At 70.9% G+C, this 16,406-nt stretch carries 7 protein-coding genes; 1 reads left to right on the top strand and 6 read right to left on the bottom strand.

The annotated features are described in order from the left end of the window. Positions 1-370: 370 nt before the first annotated feature. The 3 genes from glgB to HMPREF2833_RS03435 form a co-directional block, all read right to left on the bottom strand. Positions 371-4,708, bottom strand: coding sequence for a 1,4-alpha-glucan branching protein GlgB (gene glgB, locus HMPREF2833_RS03445; RefSeq protein ID WP_070636692.1), 4,338 nt, complete (start codon positions 4,706-4,708; stop codon positions 371-373). 62 nt (positions 4,709-4,770) lie between these two features. Then, entirely contained in the window at positions 4,771-6,540 is a 1,770-nt protein-coding gene (gene treS, locus HMPREF2833_RS03440; protein ID WP_070636691.1) for a maltose alpha-D-glucosyltransferase, read from the bottom strand. 94 nt (positions 6,541-6,634) lie between these two features. Continuing rightward, entirely contained in the window at positions 6,635-8,827 is a 2,193-nt protein-coding gene (locus HMPREF2833_RS03435; RefSeq protein ID WP_070636710.1) for an alpha-1,4-glucan--maltose-1-phosphate maltosyltransferase, read from the bottom strand. Between the two features lie 200 nt (positions 8,828-9,027). Between HMPREF2833_RS03435 and glgP the strand changes: the two genes are divergently transcribed. Next, complete coding sequence (gene glgP / locus HMPREF2833_RS03430) at positions 9,028-11,658, top strand: alpha-glucan family phosphorylase (RefSeq protein ID WP_070636690.1); 2,631 nt, start codon at positions 9,028-9,030, stop codon at positions 11,656-11,658. A gap of 85 nt (positions 11,659-11,743) precedes the next feature. On the opposite strand, the gene glgX is transcribed toward glgP, so the two are convergent. The 3 genes from glgX to cysS form a co-directional block, all read right to left on the bottom strand. Then, a complete protein-coding gene (glgX, locus tag HMPREF2833_RS03425; RefSeq protein WP_246829068.1) occupies positions 11,744-13,690 on the bottom strand; it encodes a glycogen debranching protein GlgX in 1,947 nt (648 codons plus the stop codon). 197 nt (positions 13,691-13,887) lie between these two features. After that, positions 13,888-14,856, bottom strand: a complete 969-nt coding sequence (gene rlmB, locus HMPREF2833_RS03420) for a 23S rRNA (guanosine(2251)-2'-O)-methyltransferase RlmB (RefSeq protein ID WP_070636709.1) — start codon at positions 14,854-14,856, stop codon at positions 13,888-13,890. Between the two features lie 85 nt (positions 14,857-14,941). Next, positions 14,942-16,384 (bottom strand): cysteine--tRNA ligase, encoded by a 1,443-nt coding sequence (gene cysS / locus HMPREF2833_RS03415; RefSeq protein WP_070636689.1) that lies wholly within the window; start codon positions 16,382-16,384, stop codon positions 14,942-14,944. Positions 16,385-16,406: the final 22 nt, after the last annotated feature.

The raw sequence follows: 16,406 nt of genomic DNA, 5'->3' as shown, positions 1-16,406 counted from the left end.
TTGACAAACAACACACCACAACGCAGCTCCCCATTACGAGGACCACCACGGTCGGTTGCGATCTGCAAGGTTACCGTCCGGCGCCATCTTCCGCAACCCGAGGTGAACTCTAGGTTGCCGTTCCATGTCGCCGTTGCCTCGGTGACTTGCGGGGATTTATCCTAGCACACGATTCGACCATGTCGAAGCGGACACTGCGGGAGATCCCTGATCCGTTGCCCCGTTCCGGCCCGCTGGGCCGTCGCCGCGGCAACTCGGAAGACATTACACGCGGCCCCGGGATACGACAAACCCGCGGTCGGCGTGGTGCCGTCCGCGGGTTCGTCGTCCTGTTGCCGCACAGGCCACAGCGACCTGCCGGGGTGTGAGGTCAGGGAGTGGTGTCCCCGTGCTCGGTGGTGCGGGTTCCGGCGGTGGCCGAGTTGCCGGCCGGCTTGAGAAACAGCACTGCGAGTGGCGGCACGGTCAGTTCTGCGGAGGCCGGCTTGTCGTTGTACGCCCCCTCGGTGGCGGTCACGCGTCCCAGGTTGCCGACGCCCGAACCACCGAACTGCTCGGCGTCCGTGTTGAGCACCTCTTCCCACTCGCCGGCCCAGGGCAGACCCAGCCGGAACCCCTCGTGCGTGTTGCCCGCGAAGTTGGCCACGCACACCAGGGGGTTGCCCTGGTCGTCCCACCTGGTGAAGGACAGCGTGTTGCGCTGCGCGTCGTTCGCGTCGATCCACTCGAAACCGGAGGGGTCGTTGTCCCGCGAGTAGAGCGCCGGGGTGCTCCGGTAGACCTCGTTCAGGGACTTGACCAGTTCCTGGACACCGTGGTGCGGCGGGGTCTCGGAGAGCCACCAGTCCAGACCGTGCTCCTGCGACCACTCCGACTCCTGGGCGTACTCCGTGCCCATGAAGATCAGCTGCTTGCCGGGGTGCGCCCACATGTATGCGAGGTACGCGCGCACGTTGGCCAGCTGCTGCCACCGGTCACCCGGCATCTTGCGGAGCAGGGAGCCCTTGCCGTAGACGACCTCGTCGTGGGAGATCGGCAGGATGAAGTTCTCCGAGAACGCGTAGACCATGGAGAACGTGGCCTTGTTGTGGTGGTAGTGCCGGTTGATCGGGTCCTCGGCCATGTACTCGAGGCTGTCGTGCATCCAGCCCATGTTCCACTTGATGCCGAAGCCCAGCCCGCCCGCGCTCGTGGGCTTGGTGACGCCGGGGAAGGATGTGGACTCCTCCGCGATCATCACGATGCCCGGGTTGCGCCGGTAGGCCGTGGCATTGGCCTCCTGCAGGAAAGCGATGGCCTCGAGGTTCTCCCGGCCGCCGTACTGGTTGGGTTCCCACTCGCCGTCGTTGCGGGAGTAGTCCAGGTACAGCATGGAGGCCACCGCGTCCACGCGGAGCCCGTCCACGTGGAACTCCTCGAGCCAGTAGTTGGCGTTGGCCACCAGGAAGTTGCGCACCTCACGCCGGCCGTAGTCGAAGATGAGCGTGCCCCAGTCCTTGTGCTCGCCACGGCGGGGGTCCGGGTGCTCGTAGAGCGGCTGGCCGTCGAAGTTGGCCAGCGCCCACTCGTCCTTGGGGAAGTGCCCGGGCACCCAGTCCACGATCACGCCGATCCCGGCCTGGTGCAGCTGGTCCACCAGGTAGCGGAACTCGTCCGGGGAGCCGAAGCGCGAGGACGGCGCGTAGTAGCCCGTCACCTGGTAGCCCCACGACCCGCCGAAGGGGTGCTCCGCGACGGGCATGAACTCCACGTGGGTGAACCCCTGCCACGTGAGGTACTCCACGAGCTCCCGGGCGAGGTCCACGTAGCCGAGACCCATCCGCCACGACCCGAGGTGCATCTCGTACACGCTCATGGGCGCGTTGTGCGGGTCGGTCGCCGCCCGCGCGGCCATCCACTCGGCATCGCGGAACTCGTAGTCGGACTCGAACACGCGGGACGCGGTGGACGGCGGGATCTCCGTGCCGAAGGCCATGGGGTCGGCCTTGTCCCGCCACGCCCCGTCCGCACCCTGGATGCGGTACTTGTAGGTGTCCCCGGACTTCATGCCGGGCACGAACAGCTCCCAGACGCCGCTGGAGCCCAGCGAACGCATCGCGTGCTCGGAACCGTCCCAGCCGTTGAAGTCGCCGATCACGCGGACGGACTGGGCATTGGGAGCCCACACGGCGAAGCTCACGCCGGTGACGTCGCCCAGCGGCGAGGGGTAACGGCGCACGTGGGCGCCGAGCACCTCCCACAGGGTCTCGTGCCGTCCCTCCCCGATCAGGTGGAGGTCCAGCTCGCCCAGGGTGGGTGCGAAGCGGTAGGGGTCGTCGACGAGCTCGGGCTCCCTGCCCGCATAGCTCACCTCGACCCGGTAGTCGGGGATGCGGCCCTTCTCGTGGGCGGGGACCACACCGGTGAAGATCCCCCCCCACTCGTGCTCCAGGGGGAAGATGCCGTCCGGCGTGCGCACCGCCACGGACGTGGCGAAGCGCCTCAGGGTGCGGATGGTCACCGAGCCGTCCGGGTTGGGGTGCGCTCCGAGCACCGAGTGCGGATCGTGGTGTCGCCCCTCGGCCACGGCCGCGAGGACCTCCTCGGTCACGGGCGCGGGCCCACCGGCCGCAGTGCCCGACGACGTCCGGCCGACCCGCGAAGCCGCACCGTTCCCACCGGTCTGCGCAGCCGCAGGAACCACCCCGGCCCGTGCGTCGGCGGCATCGCCGGCCCCGGTTCCTGAGGACGTGCTGTCCCCGGCCGTGGTGTGCGCTGCGTTCCCGGCACCGGGAGTCGACGCCGCACCGTCACCGGTCCTCGCCGCGGCACCGCTGTCCGCCGCGTCGACGGAGGCCGTGCTCTTGCCGGCGGTTCCCGCTGCGGCAGCGGTGCCGGACACCGCACTCCCGTCGGCCACGGGCGTGGACTCCGCGCGCACGGCGCCGTCCGGACGCGCAGCCGGGCGGGCGGCGTCGGCGGCGTCCTGCGACACGGGCGCAGTGCCGGGCGCACGGTCGGAGGCGGCGTGGGGATCTGAGGGACGGGGGTGCTCGGTGGTCACGAAATCCTCGGTTCTGGACGGGGTTGATGGGCTCTCGTGGTTCTCACTGTTCACGGTACGGGAGCGGGCATGCTCAAGCGAACGAACCACGGCGTCCGCCGGCACCCGGACCCAGTCGGGCCGGTTGCGCTCCTCGTAGACGACCTCGTACAGGGCCTTGTCCAGCCACAGGGCGCGGAACAGGACACCGTCCGTGTCCACGGGGACTCCGCTGCGCGAGCTGTAGCCCTCCAGGAAGGCGTCGGACACCGCCCTGGTCCACTCGCCCATGTCCCGGCCGTTCTCCCTGCCGGCCATGGCGCCCGCGTAGTCGAACGAGCGCAGCATGCCCACCACGTCCCGGAGGGCGACGTCCGGGCGGACCCGCTCCTTGATGGGGCGCAACGGCTCACCCTCGAAGTCCAGGATGCGGAACCCCTGCGCGTCGCTGTGCAGCACCTGTCCCAGGTGGTAGTCGCCGTGGATCCGCTGCAGCGGGGGGATCTCGCGGATCTCCGCCAGCTCCTCCAGAACACGTTCCAGCTCGGGGCGCAGCTGCTCGAAGCGCTCCCCGCAGGACTCCCAGGCCCACCTCACGCGGCCGGTGAGGTCCTCCAGGAAGCGGCGCCGGGCGTCGTCGTCCGCCTCCGCGGGGTCGAAGGCCGCCAGCAGGTCCGCGTGGACGCGAGCGGTGGTGACCCCGAGGTCCCGGGCGAGCTCCGTGAAGTCGCGGCCCTCCGTGGCCGCGGCCACCGTCATCTCCCAGGCGTCGCGCGAACGGTCCAGGAACTGCGCGGCCACGGCCAGCTGCCCCGAGGTGGTCACGAGGCCCTGACGCCACTGGGCGTCGATCCACCCCGCCGTGGCGGGCACCGCAGAAGAACGGTGCGCCGTGAGCCTGACGCCCACCTCGACGTCCGGGTTGCGCCCCTCGCCCACCACGCGGAAGAACTTGACGATCACCGCGTCCTCCCGCAGCGCCGACTCGTCCTTCCCGCGGTCCGCGGGCCGCAGGATCACGGACGTGTTGGACTGCTCGGAGGTGATCACGTGGATCTGCTCCGCGCCGGCGATCCGGTAGTCGGTGTTCAGCGCGCCCGTGTGGCGACCGTGCAGGCCCATGCCGTGGCGCAGCACGCCGCCCTCCGTGAGCTGCGCGTCCATCATCCGCAGCACGCGGTCCATGAACACCGGGTCACCCACGGCGTCGTAGACGTGGACCGTGCTCCCGTCCGCCGGCCGCGCGGTGTCCCGGGGGACCCCCGTCTGCTGCCCGGAGGGCGTGTCCCGGGCCTGCGAACGGCGCCGGTCCAGCAGCGCCCCCGCCTGGGACACGGCCCGGCGCAGGAACGACGACGCTCCGTCGGCGGCCGAGGCAGTCCCCTCTGGAACGGAACCGTCCCCGCCGGTCCGGTAGGAGCCAATCTCGAAGTCCGCGAGCTCCGGCACGGCCTCCTCCGAGAGGAGCACGGGGATGTTGAGCAGCTCGCTGCGCTCCCCCACCGTGACCTCCACCAGGAGCACGATGCGCTCGCGCCCCGGCTGGGACTCCCACCTGTCACCGGCGTCCACCCCGGCACGGCCCACCACGCTCAGCCGCAGCTGGTCCGGGGTGGCCGTGAACGGGAACCACCGCCGGCTCGGCAACCAGTCGCGCAACCTGTCGAGAACCTGCTGATCCGTCATGGGGATCCCCCGCTTTCGTCCGGAAGTCACTGTCGCGCTCGCGCGGGCGGACCCGCGCGGGCTCACTCGCCTCGCGCGGGCTTGATGATCGGCATGGCCACCGTCTCCGGGTGGTTGCCGTCCGTGCTCTGAGCCTGGCGCAGGCGCAGCCAGAAGAAGTCCTGCGAGCCCAGGGTCACGCGGTAGTCACCCGTGTCCGAGAACTCCCCGAACGGCTCGCCGCCGAACAGCTCACGCGTGCCCCGCCCCGCGTACTCCGGTAGGTGCACGGAGCAGCTCGCGGGCGTGTGCGCGAGGTTGAACACGCACAGCACGGTCTCCCCCACGCCGTCCTCGGCGTCCTCGGGCGCCAGCCGGCGCAGGAACGCCAGCACCGACTCGTGGTCCGTGTCCACGTTGACGTACTCTCCCATCCCGAACGCGGGGTGGGCCTTGCGCACCATGAGCATCTGGCGGATCCAGTGCAGCAGCGATGACGACGACGCCAGCTGGGTCTCCACGTTGGTCTGCGTGTAGTTGTAGACCAGCGACTGCACCACGGGCAGGTACAGCTTGCCCGGGTCCGCCGTGGAGAACCCGGCGTTGCGGTCCGGGGTCCACTGCATGGGGGTGCGGGAGGCGTCCCGGTCGTCCAGCCAGATGTTGTCGCCCATGCCGATCTCGTCCCCGTAGTACAGGAACGGGGAGCCCGGCAGGGAGAGCAGCAGGGCGTGGGCGAGCTCGAGCTCCGCGCGGGAGTTGTCGAGCAGCGGGGCCAGGCGGCGCCGGATGCCAATGTTCGCGCGCATCCGGGAGTCCGGGGCGTACCAGCCGAGCATGGCTTGGCGCTCCTCGCTGGTGACCATCTCCAGCGTGAGTTCGTCATGGTTGCGCAGGAACGTGCCCCACTGCGTGCCGCGCGGGATCTGCGGGGTGTTCGCCATGGTGGAGACGATCGGCGCGGCCTTCTGGTCACGCAGCGAGTAGTAGATCCGCGGCATGATCGGGAAGTGGAAGCACATGTGGCACTCCGGGGACTCCTCCGTGCCGAAGTACTCCACGACCTCGTGGGGCATCTGGTTGGCCTCCGCGACGATCACGCGGCCCGGGTACTCCCGGTCCACCATCTCGCGCAGCTTGACCAGGAAGTCGTGGGTGCCCGGGAGGTTCTCGCAGTTGGTGCCCTCCTCCTCGATGAGGTACGGGATGGCGTCCGCCCGGAAGCCGTCGATCCCCACGTCCAGCCAGAACTTCACCACGTCGAACACGGCCTCGACGACCTTGGGGTTCTCGAAGTTCAGGTCCGGCTGGTGCGAGAAGAACCGGTGCCAGAAGAACTGCCGACGCACCGGGTCGAAGGTCCAGTTGGAGACCTCGGTGTCCACGAAGATGATGCGGGCGTCCTGGTACTTCTCGTCCGTGTCCGACCACACGTAGAAGTCCCCGTAAGGGCCCTCCGGGTCCTCGCGGGACGCCTGGAACCACGGGTGCTGGTCCGAGGTGTGGTTCAGGGGCAGGTCCGTGATGACCCGAAGCCCGCGGGCGTGGGCCTCTGCCACGAGCCGCTTGAAGTCGCTCACGGTGCCGAACTCGTCCAGGACCGAGTAGTAGTCCGAGATGTCGTAGCCGCCGTCGCGCAGCGGGGACTCGTAGAACGGCGGCAGCCACAGGCAGTCGATGCCCAGCCACTGCAGGTAGTCGAGCTTCTCGATCAGACCGGTGAAGTCCCCGGAGCCGTCGCCGTTCGCGTCCGAGAAAGCCCGCACGAGCACTTCGTAGAACACGGCCTTGCGGAACCAGTCGGGGTCGTGGGCGATCCCGGGAGCGTTGAGGTGGAAAGGAGTGGTGCTCATGGTCGGCGGGGCTGCCCTCTCGAGGAGACGTTGTGGCGTACGGCTGGTGCTCGGTGGCCGCCGCCGCGCGGGTGCGCACGGCGGCGGCGCGGACTCACTTCACGTCGCGGCGGATGCTCAGGACGTGCACGGGCTCCACGTACGGGTCCAGCCGCACGTAGTTGTGGGTGCCCCACTTCCAGCTGGAACCCGTGATGAGGTCGTCCACCCAGAAGGAGCCGTCCTCGTTGAAGTCCTGGTCCCGCAGGTCCAGGGCGTCCAGGTCCAGCCACACGGTGGCCTCGCGCGTGGCGTGGGGATCGGTGTTGACCACCACGACCACGGTGTCCTTGACCTGCACACCGTCCCGGTCCACGGTCTTGGTCTTGCTGAACGCCACGATGGCGTCGTCCGAGGCGCTCTGCAGCGTGAGGTTCTGCAGGTCTCCCAGCGCCGGGTGGTCCCGGCGGATCTGGTTCAGCCGCGTGAGGTACGGGGCGAGGGACTCGCCGCGCTGCACCGCGCCGTCGAAGTCGCGGGGGCGCAGCTGGAACTTCTCGTTGTCGATGTACTCCTCCGCGCCGGGGCGGGCCACGTGCTCGAACAGCTCGTACCCCGCGTACACGCCCCACAGCGGGGACGCGGTGGCCGCGAGCGCCGCGCGCACCTTGAACGCGGCGGGGCCGCCGAACTGCAGGTACTCCGTGAGGATGTCCGGGGTGTTGACGAAGAAGTTGGGGCGGTAGAACCCGGAGGTCTCGTGGGAGACCTCCTGGAGGTACTCCTCGATCTCCTCCTTGGTGTTGCGCCACGTGAAGTAGGAGTAGGACTGCTGGAAACCGGCCTTGGCCAGCCCCTGCATCATGGCCGGTCGCGTGAACGCCTCCGCCAGGAACACCGTGTCCGGGTGCTCCTCGCGGACTCGGGCGATCAGCCACTCCCAGAACCACAGGGGCTTGGTGTGGGGGTTGTCCACGCGGAAGATGTCCACGCCGTGGGAGATCCACAGCTCCACGACGCGCAGCACCTCGGCGGCGAGCCCCTGGGGATCGTTGTCGAAGTTCAGGGGGTAGATGTCCTGGTACTTCTTGGGCGGGTTCTCGGCGTAGGCGATGCTGCCGTCCGCGCGGGTGGTGAACCACTGCGGGTGCTCGGTGACCCACGGGTGGTCTGGGGAGGCCTGCAGTGCGAGGTCCAGGGCCACCTCGAGGCCCAGCTCGTGGGCGTGGGCCACGAACGCGTCGAAGTCCTCGAACGTGCCGAGGTCCGGGTGGATGGCGTCGTGCCCACCCTCCGGACCGCCGATCGCCCACGGGGAGCCGGGATCCTGCTCACCGGCGGTGAGGGTGTTGTTCGGGCCCTTGCGGTGGTTGCGTCCGATCGGGTGGATCGGGGGCAGGTACGCCACGTCGAAGCCCATGCGCGCGGCGCGGTCCAGGGCCGCCGTGGCCGTGCGGAACGTGCCGGAGCTCCAGGTGCCGGTCTCGGGGTCGAAGGTGGCCCCCTCGGAACGGGGGAAGAACTCGTACCAGGAGCCGCGCCCGGCCGCCTCGCGCTCCACCTCGATCGGGTAGTGCTCGGAGCTGCTCAGCAGGTCGCGGAGAGGGCGCTCGGCCACGTGGTCCCGGATCGTGTCGGACGTGGCGATCTGCCAGCGCTCCTCGACGCTGAGCGAGGTGTCCAGCACGGCCTCGGCGGCCTCCTCGAACGCACGGACCTCGTCCTGGCCGCGGTCGGACTCCTTGGACGCGGCGTCGAACAGCAGCGAGGCCTCCTGGAACATGAGCTCCACGTCCTGCCCCACCCCGAGCTTGATCTCTGCGGCGTGGTGCCACGTGTCGTAGAGGTCGGACCAGCCCTCCACGGCGAAGCTCCAGCGGCCCTCGTACTCGGGCCGCAGCCACGCTTGGTAGCGGTCCGTGCCGGTCTCCACGAGCGTCATGGTCCGGCGCTGCGCCTCACGCCCCTGCGGGTCGTAGAGAACGGCGGTCACACCCAGGGAGTCGTGCCCCTCGCGGAACGCCGTGGCCATCACCCGGATGTCCTCCCCGGGGATCGCGGTCGCGGGGAAGCGCCCGCCCTCGACCACGGGGCTGACGTCGGAGACGGGGATCCGGCCGTAGACGAGGTCCTCGGACGGGAAGTCCGCACCGCCCTCCTCGACATCGGCCGCGACGGCCGCGACGGCCGCGACGGAGGGTTCGTGCGCCTCCGGCTCGGCGGACGGAGCGGGACCGGCGCGGTGCACGGAAGGAGCGACGTCGGGAACACCGGAGGCGGGGACGGGCGGCGTCAGGCGCGATCCCACATCAGGGAGCGCACCCCCCGCGCGGGCGTCCGGCGTGGTCTCGGGAAACGGGTGGCGGCCTGAGGGCTGGTTCTGCTGCGACACGTGGCCCACGTTACCGACTATCGCCGGGATTCTTAAGGCTGCGAAGCATCACGGCGGCGCGGCAACGTCCGGTGACACCCGTGCGGCAGCGGGCCGTGGCCGATAAGCTCTCAAGGGTGAAGGCCATCCGAAGGTTCACCGTCCGCACCGTCCTCCCCGAGTCCATCGCCCCGCTGGGGCGCCTGGCCAGGAACCTCCGCTGGTCCTGGCACAAACCCACCGAAGACCTCTTCGCCGAGCTCAGTCCCCACGCGTGGGAGACCGTGCACGGGGACCCCGTCAAGCTCCTGGGGTCCCTGACCCGCGAGGAGATCCAGCAGATCTCGCAGGACCCCGATCTCGTGGCGCGCATCCGGGCGCTCGACGCCGACCTGGAGACCTACCTGAGCGAGCCGCACTGGTACCAGCGCACCCAGGGCGACGACGCACCCGCGGCGACCGCGTACTTCTCCGCCGAGTACGGCATCACCTCCGCTCTCCCGCAGTACTCGGGAGGGCTGGGCATCCTGGCCGGCGACCACCTCAAGACCGCCTCCGACATGGGGATACCCGTGGTCGGGGTGGGGCTGCTCTACCAGGCGGGCTACTTCAAGCAGTCCCTGTCCCGCGACGGCTGGCAGGAGGAGACCTATCCCGTCCTGGACCCCGACGAACTCCCCCTGTCCCTGCTGCGCGAGGCCGACGGCTCACCCGCGCGCGTGACGCTTCCCCTGCCCGACGGGCGCTCGCTGTCCGCACAGATCTGGCGCGCGGACGTGGGCAGGGTCCCCCTGCTCCTGCTCGACTCGAACATCCCGGACAACGACGACGCCGCCCGCAACGTCACCGACCGGCTGTACGGCGGCGGCAGCGACCACCGCCTGCAGCAGGAGCTGCTGCTGGGCATGGGTGGGGTGCGCGCGCTGCGTCTGCACAGCCGCCTGACCGGAGCACCCGCGCCCGAGGTGTACCACTGCAACGAGGGCCACGCCGGCTTCCTGGGCATCGAGCGGGTCCAGGAGCTCATGAACCCCGGCGCCGGGGCCGCACCCATGACGTGGGACGAGGCCCTCGCCCAGGTGCGCGCGAGCACCGTGTTCACGACCCACACCCCGGTGCCCGCGGGCATCGACCGCTTCGAGCGCGCCCAGGTGGAGCACTTCTTCGCCGCGGGCCTGGCTCCGGACGTCCCCGTGGACCACGTGCTGGACCTCGGCGCGGAGACCTACCCCGGCGGTGACCCGGGCAAGTTCAACATGGCCGTCATGGGCCTGCGCCTCGCCCAGCGCGCCAACGGTGTGGCCAAGCTGCACGGCGCGGTGTCCCGGTCCATGTTCCAGGGACTGTGGCAGGGCTTCGACGCCGACGAGGTGCCGATCTCCTCCGTGACCAACGGGGTGCACGTGCCCTCGTGGATCGACCCCGAGGTGGCGGCGCTGACCCTCGAGCCCGGGGAGAACGACCAGGATCCCGCGGCCCGCTGGCGGAAGATCTACGACGTCCCCGACACCGAGCTGTGGGCCGCCCGCCGCGTGCTGCGCGAGCGCCTCGTGCAAGACGTCCGCGAGCGGCTCCGCGCGTCCTGGAAGAAGCGCGGTGCCACGGACGCCGAGCTGGGTTGGACGGAGAGCGTGCTGGACCCGGACGTGCTCACCATCGGCTTCGCCCGCCGGGTCCCCACGTACAAGCGGCTCACGCTCATGCTGCGGGACCCCGAACGGCTCAAGCGCATCCTGCTGGACCCCCAGCGCCCGGTGCAGCTGGTGGTGGCCGGCAAGTCCCACCCCGCGGACGAGATGGGCAAGCGGATGATCCAGGACCTCGTGCGCTTCACGGACGATCCCGAGGTGCGCCACCGGATCGTCTTCCTGCCCAACTACGACATCGCCATGGCCCGGGTGCTCTTCCCGGGGTGCGACGTGTGGCTCAACAACCCGCTGCGCCCCCTCGAGGCGTGCGGCACGTCCGGCATGAAGGCCGCGATCAACGGCGGGCTGAACCTCTCCGTGCTGGACGGCTGGTGGGACGAGATGTACGACGGACAGAACGGCTGGGCGATCCCCACCGCGGACGGCAAGGCCAGCACGGACGAGCGCGACGACGTGGAGGCCGCGGCCCTCTACGAGCTGATCGAGAGCCACGTGGCGCCGCGCTTCTACGGCGAGACGCCCGGGACCGCGACCGACACGCCGGAGGCCGACACCGCGCAGAGCCCCTCCGCCGCCGTCCCGCACCAGTGGCTCGCCATGGTGCGGCACACGCTGGCGACCCTCGGTCCTCGGGTGTCCTCCCGACGCATGCTCACCGACTACGTGGAGCAGCTCTACGTCCCGGCCAGCGTGTCCGGGCGCCGGGCGGCCGCGGACGACGGCGCCGCCGCACGCGCCACGGCCCACTGGATCGAACGGGTGCGGGAGGCGTGGCCCCGGGTCCGCGTGGAGCACGTGGACGCGCAGGGTGTGCACCAGGAGCCGCAGATCGGGGACGAGCTCGGCATCAGCGCGTACGTGGACCTCGGCCCTCTGTCCCCCGAGGACGTCACCGTCCAGGTGGGCTACGGCCGGGTCAGCGAGACCGACCACCTGCACGAGCGCTCCTACGCCGTGCTGGCCCCGGTCAAGGACCTCGGGGCGGGCCGCGTGCAGTTCAGCGGCCCCATCACGATCGACCGCTCCGGGCCGTTCGGCTACACGGTGCGGGTGCTGCCCCGACACGACGAGCTGGCCGATCCGGCCGAGCTGGCGCTCGTGAGCAACGCCGCGGGCTGAGCTCCCGCAGCACGCAGAACGCCCCCTTCCGCACCGGAGCACCGGTTGGGCGGGAGGGGGCGTTCTCGCACGTGCGTCCGCCGCGTCAGGTGACGGCGAACATGGCGACGCTCTGCGCGGGCACCTCCACCGTGTCCCCGGTGTGCCAGCGGTTGCCCGTGAGCTCGTCCAGCTGGGGGTCCGTGGCGAGCACGAGACGGAAGGTGGCCTCCCGCGGCGGCAGCGCGGCGGCGTCGTCGTGCGGGGACTCGAGCAGGGGCAGCACGGCGTTCACCGGTGCCTGCGTGCCGTTGAGCACGAAGAGCCCCGCGAGGTCTCCCCCGCGCGCGGCGATGACCACCTGCAGCGCCCGCTCCCCGTCGGTCTGCCACCGCTCCGCCGTCATGTGATCCCCGGTGCTCGCGTACCAGAGCAGCACCACGTCCTCGGGACGCGTGGGGAACTGCCGGGGCTGACCCGCGAGGAACGCGCGCCGGGCGCGGATCAGTCGCTGGGTGGTGCGGAACATCGAGCGCGCCAGGGGTGTGGGGCGCCAGTCCACCCAGGAGAGCCTGTTGTCCTGGCAGTACGCGTTGTTGTTGCCGTCCTGGGTGCGCAGGAACTCGTCGCCCGCGGTGATCATGGGTATCCCCTGGGAGAAGAGCAGGGTGGCCATCATGTTCCGCGCCGTGGCGGCCCGGGCGGCGCGGACCCGGACGTCCGGGGCGAACCCCTCGTGGTCGTGGTTCCACGAGTGGTTGTCGTTGGTGCCGTCCGCGTTGTTCTCGAGGTTGGCCTCGTTGTGCTTGGCGTCGTACGCCGTGAGGTCGTAGAGCGTGAACCCGTCGTGGGCCGTGACGAAGTTGACGGACGCCAGGGTGCTGCGCCCGTGCGGGGCGAACAGCTCCGCGGAACCGGACATTGCCCCCGCGAGGCGGGCCGCCGTGCCCCCTCCTCCGCCGCGGCGCATGGTGCGCTGGCCAGCGAGCCAGAAGTCCCGCACGGTGTCCCGGTAGTGGTCGTTCCAGTCCGCCCACCCCACCGGGAAGCGCCCCGTCTGCCAGCCGCCGGCGCCCACGTCCCACGGTTCGGAGATCATCCGCACGCCCTGCAGCACGGGGTCCGCGGCCACGGCCACGAAGAACGGGTGGTTGCGCGTGAACTGGTGGTGCTCGTCCCGCCCGAGCTCGGGCGCCAGGTCGAAGCGGAAGCCGTCCACGTGGCACTCGGTGACCCAGTACCGCAGGGAGTCCAGTGCCATGCGCACCACCTGCGGGTTGGAGAAGTCCATGGAGTTCCCGCAGCCCGTGACGTCCACGGACACGCCGTGCTGGTCGTGCCGGTAGTACGCGCGGTCCCCGAGCCCCCGCCAGCAGTAGGCCCGCTGGTCCGGGCCGCCCTCGGCCGTGTGGTTGTAGACCACGTCCAGGAACACCTGCAGCCCGGCCCCGTGCAGTGCGTCCACCGCGGCTTTGAACTCGTCGAGCACCGCCGTGGGCCCGGCGGCCTGCGCGGCCGCCGTGGCGTAGCCGGCGTGCGGGGCGAAGAAGCTCAGGGTGTTGTATCCCCAGTAGTTGGTGAGCCCATTCGCCGTGAGGTGCTGCTCGTCCAGGTGCGCGTGCACGGGGAGAAGCTCCACGGCGGTGATTCCCAGGCCGCGCAGGTGCTCCAGCACCACGGGGTGCGCGAGACCCGCGTAGGTTCCCCGGAGATCGTGCGGGATCTCGGGGTGGAGCATGGTGAGGCCCTTGACGTGCGCCTCGTAGACCACGGTGTCCCGCCACGGCGGGGTGGGTCGGGATTCGTCCTGCCACGTGTGGTTCTGGGCGGTCACCACGGACACGTACATGCCGCCGTACGCGTCCGGGCCGGGGTTGACGACGCCGCTGGGCGGAGCCACGCGCTCGAGTCCCCGCCCGTAGGGGTCCAGCAGCACGGGTTCCACGGCAGGGTCCGGCGCGGGGGTCCCTGCCGGCGCCGCTGCGACGAACCCGTAGCGGGTGCCCTCGGGCATGGCCGGGCACACGTCCCGGGCGATCTCCTCGGGCGTCAATCTCCTGAGCGGGGACGCTGCGCGGCCGGGGCACGGTGGCGTAGTGGGTGCCGTGGTTCTCGCCCTCCAGCCGCAGCCGCTGCCAGGTCTCCCCCGGGCGTTGGAACACGAGGTCCACCGCGTCCAGTCCGGGCGCGTGGACGGCCACGTTGGCCGTGCCGTCCCCGGACCGCGAGGGGTGGACCCCCAGCGGGTGGCTACGCGCCTGCACGCCGGCGCGCGATCTCGTACAGCGTGATCCCCACGGCCATGGAGGCGTTGAGCGACTCCATGGCGGACTCGATGGGGATGGACACGATCGCGTCGCAGTGCTCGGTCACCAGGCGGGAGAGCCCCTTGCCCTCCGAGCCCACGACCACCACGAGAGGCTCGGTGGCCAGCTCGAGCTGCGGCAGGGACATGTCCCCGCCGCCGTCCAGGCCCACCACGAAGTATCCCTGCTTCTTGCAGTTCTCCAGGGTCCGCGTGAGGTTGGTGGCCTTGGCCACGGGCACGCGCGCGGCGGCACCCGAGCTGGTCTTCCACGCGGTGGCGGTGACCCCGGCGGAGCGGCGCTCGGGCAGGATCACACCGTCCCCGGCGAACGCGGAGACGCTGCGGATGATCGCGCCCAGGTTGCGGGGGTCGGTGATGCCGTCCGCCGCGACCAGCAGGGGCGGGTGCCCCTGGTCCGCGCCCCGCATGAGTGAGGCCGCGAGCTCGTCCGCGTCCTGGTACTCGTACGGCGGCACCTGCAGCACCACGCCCTGGTGGATCGCGTCCGCCGAGAGCCGGTCCAGCTCACCGCGGGAGGCCTCCAGGGTGGGCACCTGGCGCTCGGCGCACAGCTGCAGGATGTCCTTGACGCGGTCGTCCACCTCGATCTTGGACGCGATGAACAGCGTCTTGGCGGGGACGCCCCCGCGCAGCGCCTCGAGCACCGAGTTGCGGCCCGTGACGAGATCCTCCTTGATGGGACCAGTGCCCGAGCGCTGGGGACGGCGCGGCTGGTTCTGCTGCTTGCGGGCCGCGGCCTGCTTGGCCTTGTACGCCTTGTGGTAGACCCGGTCCTCCGCCTTGGGGGTGGGGCCACGGCCCTCGAGGCCCTTGCGGCGCTGCCCGCCGCTTCCCACGACCGGGCCCTTCTTCTTCTTGCGGACTGCTCCGGGGCGGCTGTTCTGGGCCATGGTCATCACTTCCGTGTCTGTCACGGGTCACGGCCAGAGGGCCGCCCCGGGGTGGTCGGCGATCTGGGTCCAGTTTAGGTCAGCGTCACGATTCCACGGACCACGCGGAGCCCTGCGCACCGTCCTTGACGACGACGCCCGCGGCCGCCAGCTGGTCCCGGATGGTGTCCGCGAGGGCCCAGTCCCGGGCTTCGCGTGCCGCGGCCCGGCGCGCGAGCAGGTCCTGCACGAGGGCGTCCAGCGCACGGTGCTCCGCGCCGCTCGCGTCCCCGGCGGCGTCGAGCGCCATGAGCTGCAGCAGCCCGAGAACGTCCGACATCCCGGCGACGGCCGCCACGAGCGGCTGCGCTGCGCGGTGCTCCCCCGCGGCGAGCGCCGAGTTGGCCGCCCGGACCGTCTCGTGCAGCACGGCGAGCGCGCGCGGGACGTTGAGGTCGTCGTCCATCACGGCCACGAACTCGGCGGGGACGTCCTGCGTGCCCCAGTCCAGGGTGAGCCCCGCGTCGCGGGCCGAGAGCAGCACGGACTCCACTCGCTCCACCGCGGCGGTGGCCTCCTGCAGGGAGGTGGGCCGGTAGTCCAGCACGGAGCGGTAGTGGGCCTGGCCCAGGTAGTAGCGCACCGCGAGCGGGCGAGCCTCGCGCAGCATGTCGTGCGGGGAGACCGTGTTGCCGATCGACTTGGACATCTTCTCGCCCTGGTACGTGACCAGGCCGTTGTGCAGCCAGAAGTTGGCGAACTCCCGGCCGGCGGCCGTGGACTGGGCGAGCTCGTTCTCGTGGTGCGGGAAGCGCAGGTCCAGCCCGCCGCCGTGGATGTCGAAGTGGGAGCCCAGGTACTTGTCCGCCATCGCGGAGCACTCCAGGTGCCAGCCCGGGCGGCCGCGGCCCCACGGGGAGTCCCAGGAGGCCGTGAGCGGCTCCCCCTCCTTGTGGCCCTTCCACAGGGCGAAGTCGCGGGGGTCCCGCTTGCCGCGCGGATCGGCGTCCGGGGCGTCTTGCATGTCCTCGACCCGCTGCCGGGTCAGCTCCCCGTAGCGGGGCCAGGACCGGACGTCGAAGTACACGTCCCCGGAGCCGTCCGTGGCCGGGTAGGCGTGCCCGGCGTCGATCAGCTCCTGGATCAGGGCGTGCATCTCGGGCACGTGGCCCGTGGCACGCGGCTCGTACGTGGGGCGGTCGATGCCCAGGGCCGCGTACGCCTGGCCGAACACACCCTCGAAGCGGTAGGCCAGCGCCCACCACGGCTCCCGCGCGTGCTCGCCGCGGTAGTCCTGCTCGTAGGACGCGCGGGAGTTCACCAGGATCTTGTCGTCGATGTCCGTGACGTTGCGGACCGTGGTGACCTCCAGGCCGCGGAAGCGCAGCCAGCGCGCGAGCACGTCGAACACCAGGGCGGAGCGCACGTGGCCGATGTGCGGCGCCCCCTGCACCGTGGCCCCGCAGTAGTACAGGCGGGCCTCCCCGGGGTGCACGGGGGCGAAGTCCTTGATGGTCGCGGACGCGGTGTCGTAGAAGCGCAGAGTCACCGGACCAGTCTAGCGGGGCACC

Source organism: Kocuria sp. HMSC066H03 (genome assembly GCF_001812045.1).
Taxonomy (GTDB): Bacteria; Actinomycetota; Actinomycetes; order Actinomycetales; family Micrococcaceae; genus Kocuria; species Kocuria rhizophila.
This window is presented reverse-complemented; position numbering and strand designations above follow the sequence as displayed.